The organism is Pleomorphomonas sp. JP5, from assembly GCF_023721815.1.
Classification (GTDB): Bacteria; Pseudomonadota; Alphaproteobacteria; order Rhizobiales; family Pleomorphomonadaceae; genus Pleomorphomonas.
The window spans coordinates 320,954-336,681 of the sequence record NZ_JAMDLI010000008.1 but is presented as its reverse complement, the minus strand read 5'-3'; the positions used below and the strand labels follow the sequence as shown (position 1 = coordinate 336,681).

Here is a 15,728-nt window from a genome sequence, read left to right as displayed (position 1 = left end):
CCCTGCGTGGCCCGATTTGTCCGGCAGTTCCTTGCCCCATCACTGGGAGGGCAATGGAACAGAGACCGCATGACCCTGATCAAGACCTTTGCAGCCGCCACTCTTCTCGCCAGCCTTTTCGTGGCGCCGGCCATGGCAGACACCGCCCGGTCCGGCAAAGCCGAAGCTCCGACCCCGGTCGCCGAGGCTGACAAGCCCGACAACATCTACGAACTGCTGTTCGGGCCCAAGACTGACACGGTTGCGAGCGAAAAGTTCGATACCTCCGCTCCGAAGGGCGGGGCTAGCGCCGCCCTCCGCAGTCGCATCGCGGCCCATGCCAAGGCTGCCGGCCTGCCGGCCGAACTGGCCGAGGCGGTCGTTCGCCATGAGAGCCGCTTCAATCCGAAGGCGCGCGGTCGTCACGGCGAGATCGGCCTCATGCAGATCAAGCCGCAGACGGCGCGCGGTCTCGGCTACTCCGGCACCGCTGCCGGCCTCTACGACGTCGAGACCAATCTCAAGTGGGGCATGGCCTATCTTGCCGGCGCCTACAAGCTGGCGGGCGGCGACACCTGCGGCACCATTCTCCGCTACAACGCCGGCCATGGCGCAACCCGCATGAACCGCATCTCCCGCGCTTACTGCTCCGAAGTGACCACCTACGTCGCCTCGCTCTGATCCCTCACTTGACCTTCAGGCGGGGGCGTGCCACACGGCTCCCGCCAGTCGGTTGGACGACCGCGCGGACAAGGGGCGAAAGCCCGTCCGGGAGGAAAGTCCGGGCTCCACGGAAACACGGTGCCGGGTAACGCCCGGCGAGGGCGACCTCAGGGAAAGTGCCACAGAGATCGAACCGCCCCGGCGCGCCGGGGTAAGGGTGAAAAGGTGGTGTAAGAGACCACCGCGGGCCCGGTAACGGGACCGGCAGGGCAAACCCCACCGGGAGCAAGACCGAATAGGGATGACGCGGGCTTCGGCCCAGCCTGTTTCCGGGTCAGTCGTCCGGGTTGGTTGCAAGAGGCGTTCGGCGACGGGCGTCCCAGATGAATGGTCGTCGGGCGGGAAACCGCTCACAGAACCCGGCTTACAGACCGACTGGCCTTTTCCACTACCGCCGCGTCCCGCCCCGTGCGGCTACGGGCGGACTGGCTTTTTGTTCACGTCAGGTTGACAATGTGTTGACCGAACGAATGGACAGCTTCTCTTGAAGCCCTGTGGCCGCGAAACTATTCCTATATCCACAATTCGGATTAAGCACTTTTTACGGGGTGCCTTTCTGGAGTGCGCCGCGAAACGTCGCGTCGCAAGCCTTCCGAATTGAACCAGTCACGCGCCCCAGGCGCTTTGCGAGTATTCGGGCATCGCCCCGACAAGGAACAGGTTTGATATGGCCAAGGTCGCAATCGTTTATCATTCGGGATATGGGCACACGGAAGTCGTCGCCAAGGAAGTCGCCGCCGGCGCCGCGGCCGAGCTGATTCCCATCGATGCCGAGGGCAACGTCAGCGAAGCGGACTGGGCCAAGCTGGATGCGGCCGATGCGATCATCTTCGGCACGCCGACCTACATGGGCAACTCGAGCTGGCAGTTCAAGAAGTTCGCCGATGCCACCTCGAAGGCCTGGTTCACCCGCAAGTGGCAGGACAAGGTGTTCGGTGGCTTCACCAACTCCGCCAGCCTAAACGGCGACAAGCAGGTGACGCTGATCGGCCTGCAGACGCTGGCCTCCCAGCATGGCGGCATCTGGGTCAGCCTCGGGCTGATGCCGGCCAACACCAAGGCGTCGACGCGCGACGACGTCAACAATCTCGGCGGCTCGGTCGGGCTGCTGGTTTCGACGCCGTCGGACGCGGGCGCCAACGAAGTGCCGGCAGGCGACCTCGAGACGGCCCGTGCCTATGGAGCGCGCGTCGCTTCGGTTGCGGGCAAGCTGCTGCACTGATTATCCGCGAAATCGGAACGAAGGGCGGCGATCCGTAACGGGGTTGCCGCCCTTTTTGCGTTGTCAGGTCGGCGGCAGCATGCCGCCGTTTTCCAGGAAGACCTTGGCCGTCAGGAAGTCGCGCCATGCTTCGCGCTTCTTGATCGGCGTCCTCAGAAGATAGGCGGGGTGGAATGTCGGCAATGCCTTGAAGCGCTTGCCGCCGGTCTCCAGCTCGCACCAGCGGCCGCGCAGCTTGTTGATGCCTTGCTTGATGGCGTCGCCACCCAGAAGCGCCTTGGCCGGCTGTGCACCGAGAAAGACGATCAGCTCCGGGTCGACCAGCTCGATCTGCCTGAGGATGAACGGCCGACAGATGGCGACCTCCACGTCGGACGGATCGCGATTGCCCGGGGGACGCCAGTAGATGACGTTGGCGATATAGGCGTTCTCGTTCCGCCCATAGCCGATGGCGTGCAGCATGCGATCGAGCAACTGGCCGGAGCGGCCGACGAAGGGACGCCCTTCGATGTCCTCGTCGCGGCCGGGCGCCTCACCGATCAGCATCAGCTTCGCGGCGGGATTGCCGTCGGCGAAAACGGTGTTCTTGGCGGTAAGCTTGAGGTTGCAGCCGTCGAACGCCTGGATCAGCGCCTTGAGTTCGTCGAGCGTCTTGGCCGACTGAGCGGCCTCGCGCGCCTGCATCACCGTTGCCTCGGTCGGCACCTGTGCCGTCTGGCCCTGTGGGCTCAACGGTCGAACATCGGCGCCTTGCAACGCAGGGGCCATGGCCGGCGCGGCGCCTCGCGGGACGGCCGGTGCCTGGCGGCGGGCCGCGCGGCTTTCCGCCGCCTCTCTCGCCTTGGCGCTCTCCTCGAACCGGTCGAGCGGGGCATCGGCCAGGGTCACGTCGACGCCCATCGCCGCGTACCACTCAAGAAGGGTCGCGGCGGCATCGAAGCCGGGGGGGAGGGGCGTCTGATCGGACGGCATGGTCCTTCTATAGAGCAGGACGATCGGAGAGGAAACGCTGCACCCGGTCCAAGGCGTCAAACCCACCTCGAAAGCGTTTGATCGCATCGACGGATCGTGGTTGAAGGGCTCCGTTGTGCATGGTCCGTGTTTTCACCCAGGTATTGCCGGGCGAGCTTGGCGCGAATGATGCACGCGAACTGGCGATCAGCTACCCGAACAGAGAGACACTCATGACCACCGAGCTGCCCGAGCGCGAGTCCATGGAATTCGACGTCGTGATCGTCGGGGCGGGGCCGGCTGGTCTTGCAGCCGCCATTCGCATCAAGCAGCGAGCCGCCCAAACCGGGCAGGACATCTCGGTTCTGGTGCTCGAGAAGGGGAGCGAGGTGGGGGCTCACATCCTCTCGGGCGCGGTGGTCGATCCCTCGGGAATCTCGGCGCTGCTGCCCGATTGGCGCGACGATCCGGACAACCCGTTCAAGACGCCGGTTACGGACGACCGGTTCTTCTTTCTGTTCAAGTCCTTCGGCATCCGCTTGCCCAATGCCCTGATGCCGCCGCTGATGAGCAATCACGGCGCCTATGCCGTATCGCTGGGCAACGTCTGCCGCTGGCTGGCCGAGAAGGCCGAGGCGCTCGGCGTCGAGATCTATCCGGGCTTCGCCGCCGCCGAGGTGCTGTATGATGACAGTGGCCGGGTGATCGGCGTCGCCACCGGCGACATGGGGGTGAAGAAGGACGGAGAGCCTGGTCCCAACTATCAGCGCGGCATGGCTCTTCTGGCGAAATACACGCTGTTCGCAGAGGGCGCGCGCGGATCGCTGTCCAAGAAGGTGATCGAGCGCTATCGGCTGGACGAGGGGCGGGAGCCGCAGAAGTTCGGCCTCGGCATCAAGGAACTGTGGGAGGTGGCGCCCGACAAGGCAAAGCCCGGCCTGGTCCAGCACTCCTTCGGCTGGCCGCTCGATGGTGGCACCGGCGGCGGCTCGTTCCTCTATCACCTCGAGAACAACCAGGTGGCCGTCGGCTTCGTCGTCCATCTCAACTATGAGAACCCGTATCTCTCGCCCTTCGAGGAGTTCCAGCGCTTCAAGACGCATCCGCTCATCCGGGGCACGTTCGAGGGCGGCAAGCGCATCTCCTATGGCGCGAGGGCGCTTACGGAAGGCGGCTGGCAGTCGGTGCCCAAGCTCTGCTTCCCCGGCGGCGCGCTGGTCGGCTGTTCGGCCGGCTTCATGAACGTGCCGCGCATCAAGGGCAGCCACAATGCCGTGCACTCGGGCATCCTTGCCGCCGACTCGGTGGCCGAGGCCATCGCCGCCGGCCGTTCCGGTGACGAGCTGGTCTCCTACGAGGCTGGCTGGCAGGCGTCCGCCATCGGCAAGGATCTCAGGCGCGTACGCAACGTCAAGCCGCTGTGGTCACGCTTCGGCACGCTGCTCGGCATCGCTCTCGGCGGGCTGGACATGTGGCTGGAGACGCTCGTCGGCCGTTCGCCCTTCGGCACCCTGCGCCACGGCAAGGCCGATGCCGACTGCCTGAAGCCGGCCCGAAGCTTCAAGCCGATCGACTACCAGAGGCCGGACGGCAAGCTTACCTTCGACAGGCTGTCCTCGGTTTTCCTGTCGGGAACGGCCCACGAAGAGAACCAGCCGGTGCATTTGCGGCTGCTCGATCCCGACCTTCAGAAGATGTCCGAGCTTGATGTTTTCGCCGGTCCATCCACCCGCTACTGCCCGGCGGGCGTGTACGAGTGGATAAACGAGCCAAATACCGGACCGCGTTATGTAATCAATGCCACAAACTGTGTTCACTGCAAAACTTGTGATATCAAGGACCCCAACCAGAACATCGATTGGGCGGTCCCGGAGGGAGCGGGGGGACCCAATTATCCGAACATGTAATGGTCATTTCGTTCCAGCGGGTAGGGTGGATTGATGAACGAGCGGGTAGAAGACGCACAGCCGGCCGACGTCGGCCAGAATTGGACGGCGATCGTTGCCGAGGACCATCCGATCATCCAGTCGGCTGTGGTGCGCATCCTGAAGAAACGCTTCGGCTTCAGGCAGCCGATCCTGGCAACCAGCTATGACGAACTCGCCGACGCCGTGCTCGACACCGGAGACAACACGCTGGTCATTACCGACCTCGTCATGCCCGGCATGCGCGGCCTCGACACCATCAAGCACGTCCGTTCCCTGGCGCCCAAGGCCTTTGTCGCGGTCTACTCGTCCAACTCCGGTGAGGAACTGGCGCAGGGCTGTCTCGATCTCGGCTGCCGGGCCTTCATCGGCAAGCGCTCGTCCGAGGACATGCTGGCCGCGGCCATCGAGACCGTGCTCGACGGCGGCACCATCATCGAGGTAGGCGCCGACAACTCGGCCGTGTCCCAGGCGGTGCTGGAGCGTTCGGCGCTTGTGGCGGAACTGTCGCCCCAGCAGCTGAAGGTTTTCCAGCTCCTTGGCGACGGTCTCCTCAACAAGCAGATCGCCTATCAGCTCGGGATTTCCGAGGCGACCGTCAAGGCGCACGTCGGCAAGATCCTGGAAACGCTGAAGATCACTTCGCGCAGCCAGGCCGCGATCACCTCCGCCTGGATGGCCGAGCACGGCTTGATCTAGAGCAGTCTCAGCATAAGTGGGAACCGGTTTTGCGGTCGAAACTGCCTGACGACAAAGGGCTGGAGCATGTTGGCGGGCCAGGGCTCGCCGAACAGGCTCCAGCGACGGTGGACCTTCGCACCCTTGATAGCCGTGTGGTCTACGAGAACCGCTGGATGCGCGTCCGCGAGGACGCCATCGAACGGTCGGATGGCTCGCGCGGCATCTACGGGGTGGTGGAGAAGCCGGATTTCGTGGCTATCGCCGCCATCGACCGGCCGCGCGGCCTGATCCATCTCGTCGAGCAGTATCGCTATCCGGTGTCCGGTCGCTACTGGGAGCTGCCGCAAGGCTCCTGGGAAACGCGTCCGGACGTCCCTCCCGAGGATGTCGCCCGGGCCGAACTCTCAGAGGAGACCGGGCTCACTGCCGGGAAGATGACAAGGGTCGGCGATCTCTTTCTCGCCTACGGCTACTCGTCGCAGCGCTATCACGTCTTCCTGGCCGAAGACCTCTTGCAAGGCGCGACGGCTCTGGAAGCCGAGGAAGCCGATCTCGTTTCGCGCGCTTTTGCCTTCGCCGAGGTTGAGACGATGATCGCGAACGGCATCATTCGCGACGCGACAACGGTCGCCGCGCTGGGGCTGATCCGCCTGAAGGGCCTGTTGTAGGCCGGTTGTCAGATCTCTTCGAGCAAGTCGTTGTAGAAACGTTGCAGCCGCGCGTGCCGCTCGGCCGCGAGGCGACGACCGGTCGCCGTCTTGAAGCCCTCGCAGAGCTTGAACAGCTTGGTCATGAAGTGATCGAGCGCAAAACGGCTGTCGTTGAGCGGCCGTTCCTCGGCGGAAGGATCGCCGGCATCGTAGAGATGGTTGTTGAGCCGGCCCGCGACGTAGAAACAGCGAGCGGCCCCGATCATGCCGATGGCGTCAAGTCGGTCGGCATCCTGAACAATGCGCGCCTCCAACGTGATCGGCTCGATGCCGCCGGAGAAGCTGTGCGCCTCGATGGCATGCGCCACCTTCTCGCGCCGGTCCTCCGGCCAGCCGATGCCGGCCAGGATTTCGCGCGCCTTGTCGGCCGACATCCGCGAGGCCAGAGGTCGCTCGGGCGAATTCTTTTCGACGGCGACGCAGTCGTGAAGAAGCACGGCCGCCGCCAGCACTTCCGTATCGCCGCCCTCATTGTCGGAGATGATGGTCGCGTTCTTCCACACCCGCAAGAGGTGGGACATGTCGTGGCTGCCGTCGGTGGAACAGACGCAGGCGCCCGAATGTGGGAGGAGGATGGAGGCGAGGCTGTCGTGCGGAGAGAAGAGCGAGAAGGTCAACAACACTCATCCGATTGGCGATAGATGTTGAAATCAGAATACGCCGAAAGTCGTATATGCCAAGCATTTTCGCCAAATATGCGCGTAAAAAAAGCAAAGCCGAATTCGTAACGATTTCAGGTTGATTTTGTTCCGAGAGCGAACAAAAAAGCCGCCCGCCCAGAGGGGCAAGCGGCTTGTATTGTCTGATGTAATCGAGCTCAGCCTTCGATCTTCGAGAAGTCCGCAACCTGATGGCAGGCGTTGCGCAACACCGTGAGGAGAGCGAGGCGGTTGGCGCGCACGCGTTCGTCGGCGTCGTTGACCAGAACCTTCTCGAAGAAGGCGTCGACCGGCGCGCGCAACGTGGCGAGCGCCTTCATGGCGCCTTCGAAGTTCTCGGTATCGACGGCGTCGTGAGCGGCCTGCGCGGCCGTTTCGACGGCAGCGGCAAGGGTCTTCTCTTCGGCTTCCTTGAACAGGCTTGCGTCGACGGCGTCCGCGACGGTGGTGCCCTTCTTCTCCTCGGCCTTCAGGATGTTGGCGGCGCGCTTGTAGCCGGCCAGGAGGTTCTTTCCGTCGTCGGTGGCGAGAAGCGCTCCCAGAGCTTCGACGCGCTTGACGATCAGGAGCAGGTCATCCTGCCCGCCGAGCGCGAAGACCGCGTCGACCAGATCGAAGCGGGTTCCCTGCTCGCGCAGCTGTACCTTCAGGCGATCGGCGAAGAAGTTGAGCAGATCGGGCGTCTTGCTGGCGTAGGCGGAGAGCGGAAGGCGAACGCCGTTGTCGAGGATGATGCGGATGACGCCGAGCGCGGCGCGGCGCAGCGCGAAGGGGTCCTTGCTGCCCGTCGGCTTCTCGTCGATGGCCCAGAACCCGACCAGCGTGTCGAGCTTGTCGGCGAGCGCCACGGCGATGGAGACGGGCGCCTTCGGCACGCGGTCGGATGGCCCCTGCGGCTTCCAGTGTTCCTCGATGGCGGCGGCGACGGCCGCGTCCTCGCCGGCATGCGCGGCGTAGTAGCGCCCCATCAGGCCCTGCACCTCGGGGAACTCGCCGACGACGCCGGAGAGCAGATCCGCCTTGGCGAGCAGGGCGGCGCGGGCGGCCTTGTCGGCATCGGCGCCGACCAGCGGCGCGATCTCGCGGGCAAGCGCCACGATGCGGCGCACGCGATCTCCCTGGCTGCCGAGCTTCTCGTGGAAGGTGATGCCTTCGAGCTTGGGCACCAGCGTTTCCAAGGGAATGGCGAGATCGCCGTCCCAGAAGAACTTGGCGTCCGACAGGCGGGCGCGGATGACGCGCTCGTTGCCGGCGATGATGGTGGCCCCGCCATCGGTCGCCGCCATGTTCGACGTCAGGATGAAGCGATTGGCGAGGCGGCCCGTCTTGGGGTCGCGCAGCACGAAGCACTTCTGGTTGGCGCGGATGGTGGCCCGGATCACCTCGTCGGGCACGTCGAGGAAGGCGGCATCGAAGGCGCCCATCAGCACGACCGGCCACTCGACGAGACCGGCGACCTCGTTGAGCAGCCCCTCGTCCTCGACCAGCTCAAGGCCGGCGGCGAAGGCGAGGTTGCGGGCGTCGGCGAGGATGATCTCGCGCCGGCGGGCCGGATCGAGCACCACCTTGGCCTTCTCGAGCTTCTCGACATAGTCGGAGAAGCGCTTCACCTTGATCGCCTCGGGAGCGAGGAAACGGTGACCGTAGGTGATGTTGCCCGAGCGGATGCCCTCGACCTCGAAGTCGATGACCACGGGCTCCTCGGTCTCCGGCCCGAAGGTGCAGACGATGGAGTGCAGCGGCCGCACCCAGGTGAGCGAGCCCGAACCCCAGCGCTGTGACTTCGGCCAGGGGAAGCTGCGGATGACCTGGGGCATCAGCTCGGCGATGATCGTCTCGGCGGCGCGGCCGGGCTTGAGCAGGTCGGCGACGTAGAAGTCACCCTTCTTCGGGTCGGATACGACGCGCGCCTTGGCGATGTCGTCGAGCCCGGCCCCGCGCAGGAAGCCCTGGATGGCGCCGGCCGGCGCGTCGGTGCGCGGACCCTTCTTCTCTTCGCGAATGTCGGGCGAGCGGGTGTTGAGGCCGTGAACGGTCAGCGCAAGGCGGCGGGGCGTCGCAAAGGCACCGGCGCTTTCGTAGGTCAGACCGGCATTCACCAGACCGTTCGTCACCAGACCCTTGAGATCGTCGGCGGCCTTCGCCTGCATGCTGGCGGGAATCTCTTCGGAGAAGAGCTCAATGAGAAGATCGGGCATGGTGGTCCTCGGGTCCTCCCGGCGTGTCGCCGGTCGTCTTGCAATGCTGCGTCTGATTAGTCGGTTCGGGGAAAAATGTCATCCCCGAATAGACGCGCGAATGGACAAGAGACCCGATGGATCGTCAACAAAACCGGCCGGACGAACCTGTTGGCTCAGCTCCAGCCACCGTTGATCGTCTGGTAGAAGACGTGCATGCCGATCTTCGCCTTCTTCTTGAAGACGCTGGCCCAGTTCGGCCGTACGTAGGTTGCGTGATAGTGGGTGGCGGTGCCGACCTCGTCGAGCCAGGCTGCGCCGCTTGTCACTTCTCCGGCCAGTTGCTTGGCCCGTCGCCACGATACCTTGTCGAAGATGACGTCGCGTCGGCCGTCGCAGGCGAACGAGAACTGGCACTCGTTGTACCTGTCGCGGTTCTGGTAGACCACCTTGCAGATGGTCTCGGGATAGGCCGGGTTCTTGACGCGGTTGAGCACGACCTGGGCGACGGCGATCTGACCCTTGCGCGGCTCGGAGCGGGACTCGAAATAGATCGCCTCGGCGAGGCACTTCTGCTGCGCGTCGTCCCAGACGTTGGCCGGCAGCGGGTTGGCCGCCCACCAGTGATCGCCCGGGCGCACCACGGGTGCCGGCGGTTCGGGCTTGTCGCCCGGCATGGCGAACAGCGAGGCGAACATGTCCTGGCTGACCACCGAGCTGTCGGGCGCGTAGGCGGCGAGCAGCGCCGAAGCGGCGGCGCCGGTCTCGGCGGGCGCATAGGCTCGCGAGGGATAGCTCGCGGCCACCAGGATCGTCTGGTCGGGCTTGGGCAGCGGCATGGTGGTCGGCGCGAGGTCGGCGACGGCGGTCGTCGGCTTGGGGCCGATGAAGCGTGATACCGCCAGAACGGACAGCGGCGCCGACGACGCCGAAAAGGCCATGGTGGGAAGCACGGACGGCGGTGTCAGGCGGCTGGCGTCGCCCAGCGTAAGCGAGCCGGCGGAAAAGCCCCGCGCCGTCGGCGGCGTGGTGACGCTCATCGGAAGGTCGCCCTTCCAGCTGCGGTCGATGCGATCCTCGTCGGGGACGAAGGCCGAGTTGCCCACCGCGCCGGTGATGACGTCGCCCATGCCTTCGATGACGATGGACCCATCGTTCATCTCGAGCCGCGCCGCAGCGTCGTTGACCTCGCCGAGACGGGGGGCGACCACCTTGCTTTCACCTCCAGGGCCGACGCCGAGCGTCACGGCCCAGCGCGTCTCCGGGCTGATGGAGTCGACGACGAGGCTGGCGATGTCCTGATAGGCGACGGACGTGGGGAAAGCGGCCGCGACGACGAACAACGCGCCTGCGGCGGCGAGCCCGACGCGCCCGTGTCCGGGCCGGACTCTGGTACGAGGAACGCGACGCATGGACTGACGGCCTCCGGCGGGAACAGGACTGAGACAAACGATGACGGAAACGAAACTGATCCCTGGTCCGATGCTGCCGGATTAACCTTGAAAAGCCGTTAATGCGCTCTGGTCGATGGGGCGGCGGCGGCGGGTTTCCGCGATAAACGCCGATCGCCGGATGGAACGGGGATGTCGGCGGACAGGTCATCGTGGTAAATGACCGGATGACTTTGAAAGGACTGAGTATGACGGATTTCGCTGCGGTGGTGCTTGAACGGGATGGGGATGGGAAGACACAGGCGCGGTTCGGCCGTCTTTTCGACCGTGACCTGATGGATGGAAATGTCACGCTTGCCGTTCGTGCCTCCGCGGTGAACTTCAAGGATGGACTGGCCGTGACCGGCCGCCTTCCCGTGGTGCGTCGCTGGCCCATGGTGCCAGGCGTCGACGTTGCCGCAACGGTGGCGACTTCGGAAGACGCGCGCTGGCGGCCGGGCGACGAGGTGATCCTGACTGGCTGGGGTATCGGCGAGACGCATCTCGGCGGCTGGGCAGGGCGGATGCGCGTCTCGGGCGACTGGCTGGTCCGTCGTCCCCCAACCCTGTCGCCGGAGCAGGCGATGGCGCTGGGCACCGCCGGCCTCACCGTTGCCGAGGGGTTCGACAGGCTCGGCCGTCTCGGTCTCACGCCTGCCGACGGGCCGGCCGTCGTGACTGGCGCGGCCGGTGGTGTCGGCTCCCTGGCGGTCATGCTGCTGGCGCGGGCAGGGTGGAGCGTCACGGCGGTGACCGGGCGTCCCGAACAGGCCGAGCGGCTGCGCCGGCTCGGCGCCGCCGAGGTGATCGGTCGTGAGGTGTTCGAAGGGGCGGTAAAGCCGCTTGCTCGCGAACGCTGGGTAGCCGCCGTCGACACGGTCGGTTCGACCATGCTGGCGCATGTGCTGTCGATGCTGAAGGCAGGCGGCGCGGCCATCGCCTGCGGCAACGCCGCCGGCATGGATCTTCCGACCAGCGTCGCTCCCTTCATCCTGCGAGGCGTCAGCCTGATCGGCGTCGACAGCGTTCACGTGCCGACGGCGCGGCGCGAGGCGATCTGGAGCCGGCTTGCCGATATCGTCGATCGTGACCGGCTCGCGGCGATGACGCGGGTGATCGGGCTGCCAGAGGCGATCGACGCTGCCCGTCGCATCGCCGACGGCGGCATCGCCGGGCGGACGGTGGTGGCGATCGGCGACCGCTGAGACGAGTCTCCGAGACGGCCTGAGAACGACCGACTTGCCGTGAATCGTTCCATGAACGATAGTGCGCCGAATCGATCGCTTTGAAGGCGCCCCCCACCAAATGACCGACTTTCGCGAGACGTTGCGCGGCATCGTTGCGATGCTGCTCTGCTGCCTGTTCTTTCTCATCAACGACACCATCGTCAAAGCCGTGGCGGACGATCTGCCGATCGGCGAGGTGCTCTTCATCCGATCGCTCATTGCGACGGCGATCGTGTTCGCCGCCGTCTGGCGGATGGGCCTTCTGCCGAACATGCGGACGCAGGTCTCGCGCTTCGTGGTGACGCGCTCGATCTGCGAGGGCTTTGCGACGGTGGTCTACCTCTCGGGCCTCGTTCACCTGCCGATCGCCAACGCGTCCGCCATCTCGCAGGGCGCTCCGCTGGCCATCACGGCTGCCGGCGCCCTCGTTCTCGGCGAGTTCGTCGGCTGGCGGCGCTGGATGTCGGTGGTCATCGGCTTCTGCGGCATCCTGATCATCGTTCGCCCCGGTCCCGAGGGCTTCAACAGTTGGGCGCTGCTGCCGCTGTTGTCGGTGGCCTTCGTCACCGTCCGTGAGCTCTCCACCCGCTTCATCGCGCCGGACACCAACTCGGCGGTGGTGACGCTCACCACCCAGATCATGGTCACGATCGCCTGCGGTCTTCTGTCGGCGACCGAGGTCTGGCAGGCGATGACGGCGATTGAGTTCGGGCTTATCGTGATCGCCGGCCTCACCTGCATCTTCGGCGTTCAGTTCTCGATCGACGCCATGCGGCACGGCGACATCTCGCTGGTCGCCCAGTTCCGCTATTCGACCATTCCCTTCGCCATTGTGCTCGGCTGGATCATCTGGGGCGACGTGCCCGATCTCCTGACGCTTCTCGGTATCGCCATCGTCGTCGGCTCCGGCATCTACATCTTCTACCGCGAGCGGGTTCGCCACCAGACGCTCGCCAGCCGGGCTGACCCGGCCGTCTGAATGAAAAAGGGCGCCCCGCCGGTTGGCGGAAGCGCCCTTTTCTTTCCGGGATGTTCGGCTGCCCTTATTCGATGACGATGCGGGGCGCGGCGCGCTGGGGCTTGCCGGCGAGCGTGTCCAGAACCTGGCCGGCGATGGCCAGATAGGATTCGGCGTGCGGGCCGTTCGGCTCGGTGGCCACCACCGGCAGGCCGGCGTCCGACGTCTCGCGGATCTTCATCTCAAGAGGCACTTCGCCGAGGAAGGGCACGCCGATGCGGCGCGCTTCCTGCGCGGCGCCGCCATGACCGAAGATATCGTGGTGGGTACCGCAGTTCGGGCAGATGAAATAGGCCATGTTCTCGACAATGCCGAGGACGGGCACCTCGACCTTCTGGAACATGGCGACGCCGCGCCGTGCGTCGAGCAGCGCGAGGTCCTGCGGGGTCGAGACGATGACCGCGCCGGTGAGCGGCACCTGCTGGGCCATGGTCAGCTGCACGTCGCCGGTGCCCGGCGGCATGTCGACCACCAGCACGTCGAGATCGCCCCAAGCGCTCTCGCGCAGCATCTGAGTCAGGGCGGACACGGCCATCGGCGCCCGCCAGATCATCGGTGTTTCCTCGTCGACCAGGAAGCCGATCGACATCACCTTGACGCCGTAGTTCTCGAGCGGCGCCAGCGTGCGGTCCTCGTTGACCTCCGGCTTGTCGCCGGAAAGCCCCATCAGGCGCGGCACGGACGGGCCGTAGATGTCGGCGTCGAGAATGCCCACCTTGAGGCCACGCGCCGAAAGAGCCAGCGCGAAGTTCACCGCCGTGGTCGACTTGCCGACGCCGCCCTTGCCCGAGGCGACCGCGATGATCGACTTGACGCCGGGAATGCCGTTCTTGGCCGGCATGGCGTGGGAATGGCCGTGGCCATGATCCTGCGCTGCCGCTTTGGGCGCCGCGCTGCCGGGCGCCACCTCGGCGGTCAGCGCCACCGTCGCCTTGACGACGCCGGGGATGGCCTTCACGGCGGCTTCCGCCGCGGCGCGGATGGGCTCGAACCGTGAGGCCTTGTCGGCCGGCACGGAGATCGACAGCATGACCTTGCCGTCCTTCTCGTATATGTCGGACACGGCGCCGGCTGCGACGATATCCTTGCCGGTGCCGGGCATGGAGAGCTTGCTGAGGGCGGCGGCGACCTGTTCCTTGAGGCTTGGCATGGCGTGCTCCGATTTGTTTGGCTCTTACCTAATCCATAAAGCGTGCGATCGGGAGTGTATTTGCGACAGGGCAATCATGCGGATGACTCCGGAGGGCTTGTCGGTTTTCCTTCCATGCCGTTCTATCGCCGGATGAACGGATTTGCCGGTCTCATCCTCGCCGGAGGGCGCTCGAGTCGCATGGGCGGGGAGACGCCCAAGGCGCTGACCGAACTTGCCGGTGCGACGCTGCTGGCGCGGGCGGTGGCGGCGCTGGCGCCGCAGGTCGGCGATCTTGCCGTCAACCTGCCGCCCGGCCTCGGCTTGCCCGACCTGGCGCTTCCCGTCGTCCATGACGAGAGCGCAACTTTCGAGGGGCCGCTTGCCGGCGTTCTCGCCGGCCTTGCTCGCGCGACGACCCTGCCATCGCCGACATCCCACCTTCTGACCGTCCCGGTCGATCTGCCGTTCCTGCCCGCCGGGTTGGCCGACGCGCTGGCAGCCAGTGCCGACGGGTCGGACACTATCCTGTTCGCCGAGGGGCCGAGCGGGAAAGCGCCCCTCTGCGCGCTGTGGCCGCTTTCGGTCACGCCAAGGCTTCGGGCGTTCCTCGTCGGCGGGGCGGAGCGGCGAGTTGGGACGTTTCTCGCCGCCGAGGGCGCGCGCGGCGTTCCGTTCGCGCCGATCCGTGTCGGGGCCAGAACGGTCGACCCGTTCTTCAACGTCAACACGCCTGACGACCTTGCCTTCGCCGCCGAACTGATCGGCTCGGGTCGTCCGTGGTCATCCCGGCGTGCGGAATCTAGGCAGGCGCAATAATGTCCCCGGTTGCATCCGATCGCGGAATGAGATGAAGATGCAGGCGGATCGGCGCCAGCCCAAGGTTTAGGCAGAGCGTCGGTTCGCGGAAGGTTTGGCAGCGCAGGTCACTTCAAGGAAGGACACCAGTTCCTCCGGCGGCCGCGCCGAAAACGAACAGGGAGCCGTCTGTCGGCAGCAACGATCGTCGGGGCGATCGCTTGTGCCGACTGTGGCGGTCGATCAAACGGATCTAGAGGGGACAATCATGAAGTTTGCCAAGACACTCGTCACCGCCGCCGCCTTGCTGGCGCTGTCGCTCGGTGGCGCATCGGCCAAGGAGTGGAAGAAGGTCGTCATCGGTACCGAAGGCGCCTATCCGCCCTTCAACTATGTCGACACCGACGGCAAGCTCAAGGGCTTCGACGTCGACATCGCGCTCGCCCTTTGCGAGGAGATGAAGGTCGAGTGCGAGGTGGTCGCCCAGGATTGGGACGGCATGATCCCGGCGCTGCTCGCCGGCAAGTTCGACGGCATCATCGCCTCCATGTCGATTACGCCGGAGCGCAAGAAGGTCATCGACTTCTCCGAGAAGTACTACAACACGCCGCCGGCCATCGTTGCTCCCAAGGACACGGACATCAAGGGCGTCACGCCTGAGGATCTCGCCGGCAAGACCGTGGGCGCCCAAGTTTCAACCATGCACGCCGACTATGTCGAGAAGGTCCTGACCGAAAGCGAGCTCAAGTCCTATCCGACCGCCGACGAGTACAAGCTCGATCTCGCCAACGGCCGTCTCGATGCCGCCAACGATGATAGCGTCGTCCTGTCGGAGTGGCTGAAGACCGAAGCTGGCGCCTGCTGCAAGCTGGTCGGCATGGTTACTCCGGTGCTCGAGATTCACGGTCCTGGCGCCGGTGTCGGCGTTCGCAAGGAGGACACCGATCTGCGCGACATGTTCTCCGCTGCCATCAAGGCGATCCGCGCCAATGGCAAGTACGAGGAGATCAACAAGAAGTACTTCGACTTCGACGTCTACGGCGGCTGATTTCGAGTACTCATAATCACCGATTGAAACGGCGCGGGATTTGCTTTTTGAC

At 65.4% G+C, this 15,728-nt stretch carries 14 protein-coding genes and 1 other RNA gene; 10 read left to right on the top strand and 5 right to left on the bottom strand.

Going from position 1 to position 15,728, the window contains the following annotated elements:
* Positions 1-69: 69 nt before the first annotated feature.
* The 3 genes from M4J40_RS12880 (at position 70) to M4J40_RS12870 (ending at position 1,924) form a co-directional block, all read left to right on the top strand.
* On the top strand, positions 70-660 hold the full coding sequence (locus M4J40_RS12880; protein WP_251754546.1) for a lytic transglycosylase domain-containing protein: 591 nt from the start codon (positions 70-72) through the stop codon (positions 658-660).
* Between the two features lie 44 nt (positions 661-704).
* Positions 705-1,085: RNase P RNA component class A (gene rnpB / locus M4J40_RS12875), an RNA gene on the top strand.
* 284 nt (positions 1,086-1,369) lie between these two features.
* Positions 1,370-1,924, top strand: coding sequence for an NAD(P)H-dependent oxidoreductase (locus M4J40_RS12870; RefSeq protein ID WP_251754545.1), 555 nt, complete (start codon positions 1,370-1,372; stop codon positions 1,922-1,924).
* Positions 1,925-1,987: 63 nt separating this feature from the next.
* On the opposite strand, the gene M4J40_RS12865 is transcribed toward M4J40_RS12870, so the two are convergent.
* Positions 1,988-2,896 carry a uracil-DNA glycosylase family protein gene (locus tag M4J40_RS12865; protein ID WP_251754544.1) on the bottom strand — a complete coding sequence of 303 codons (909 nt, stop codon included), beginning with the start codon at positions 2,894-2,896 and terminating at the stop codon, positions 1,988-1,990.
* A gap of 212 nt (positions 2,897-3,108) precedes the next feature.
* On the opposite strand from M4J40_RS12865, the gene M4J40_RS12860 reads away from it, so the two are divergent.
* The 3 genes from M4J40_RS12860 to M4J40_RS12850 are packed head-to-tail and all read left to right on the top strand — an operon-like array spanning position 3,109 to position 6,149.
* Positions 3,109-4,782 (top strand): electron transfer flavoprotein-ubiquinone oxidoreductase, encoded by a 1,674-nt coding sequence (locus tag M4J40_RS12860; RefSeq protein WP_251754543.1) that lies wholly within the window; start codon positions 3,109-3,111, stop codon positions 4,780-4,782.
* 33 nt (positions 4,783-4,815) lie between these two features.
* A complete protein-coding gene (locus M4J40_RS12855) occupies positions 4,816-5,499 on the top strand; it encodes a response regulator transcription factor (RefSeq protein WP_251754542.1) in 684 nt (227 codons plus the stop codon).
* A 29-nt stretch (positions 5,500-5,528) separates the two neighbouring features.
* Entirely contained in the window at positions 5,529-6,149 is a 621-nt protein-coding gene (locus M4J40_RS12850; RefSeq protein ID WP_311134127.1) for an NUDIX hydrolase, read from the top strand.
* A gap of 8 nt (positions 6,150-6,157) precedes the next feature.
* On the opposite strand, the gene M4J40_RS12845 is transcribed toward M4J40_RS12850, so the two are convergent.
* From M4J40_RS12845 to M4J40_RS12835, 3 genes are all read right to left on the bottom strand, one after another.
* Complete coding sequence (locus tag M4J40_RS12845) at positions 6,158-6,808, bottom strand: HD domain-containing protein (RefSeq protein WP_251754541.1); 651 nt, start codon at positions 6,806-6,808, stop codon at positions 6,158-6,160.
* A 200-nt stretch (positions 6,809-7,008) separates the two neighbouring features.
* Positions 7,009-9,048: a glycine--tRNA ligase subunit beta gene (gene glyS, locus M4J40_RS12840; RefSeq protein WP_251754540.1), complete on the bottom strand. Its 2,040-nt coding sequence runs from the start codon at positions 9,046-9,048 to the stop codon at positions 7,009-7,011.
* 155 nt (positions 9,049-9,203) lie between these two features.
* Positions 9,204-10,439: a cell wall hydrolase gene (locus M4J40_RS12835; protein ID WP_251754539.1), complete on the bottom strand. Its 1,236-nt coding sequence runs from the start codon at positions 10,437-10,439 to the stop codon at positions 9,204-9,206.
* A gap of 227 nt (positions 10,440-10,666) precedes the next feature.
* Between M4J40_RS12835 and M4J40_RS12830 the strand changes: the two genes are divergently transcribed.
* Positions 10,667-11,662, top strand: coding sequence for an MDR family oxidoreductase (locus M4J40_RS12830; RefSeq protein WP_251754538.1), 996 nt, complete (start codon positions 10,667-10,669; stop codon positions 11,660-11,662).
* A gap of 100 nt (positions 11,663-11,762) precedes the next feature.
* The gene (locus tag M4J40_RS12825) at positions 11,763-12,662 is read left to right on the top strand and encodes a DMT family transporter (RefSeq protein WP_251754537.1); all 900 of its coding nucleotides are present in this window, start codon (positions 11,763-11,765) and stop codon (positions 12,660-12,662) included.
* Positions 12,663-12,726: 64 nt separating this feature from the next.
* Here M4J40_RS12825 and apbC read toward each other — a convergent pair whose 3' ends face one another.
* The gene (gene apbC, locus M4J40_RS12820) at positions 12,727-13,851 is read right to left on the bottom strand and encodes an iron-sulfur cluster carrier protein ApbC (RefSeq protein ID WP_257235213.1); all 1,125 of its coding nucleotides are present in this window, start codon (positions 13,849-13,851) and stop codon (positions 12,727-12,729) included.
* 114 nt (positions 13,852-13,965) lie between these two features.
* Here apbC and M4J40_RS12815 point away from each other — a divergent pair, with 114 nt between their 5' ends.
* Positions 13,966-14,649 (top strand): NTP transferase domain-containing protein, encoded by a 684-nt coding sequence (locus tag M4J40_RS12815; RefSeq protein WP_251754536.1) that lies wholly within the window; start codon positions 13,966-13,968, stop codon positions 14,647-14,649.
* Between the two features lie 247 nt (positions 14,650-14,896).
* Positions 14,897-15,676 (top strand): ABC transporter substrate-binding protein, encoded by a 780-nt coding sequence (locus M4J40_RS12810; protein WP_251754535.1) that lies wholly within the window; start codon positions 14,897-14,899, stop codon positions 15,674-15,676.
* The last annotated feature ends 52 nt before the right edge of the window (positions 15,677-15,728 follow it).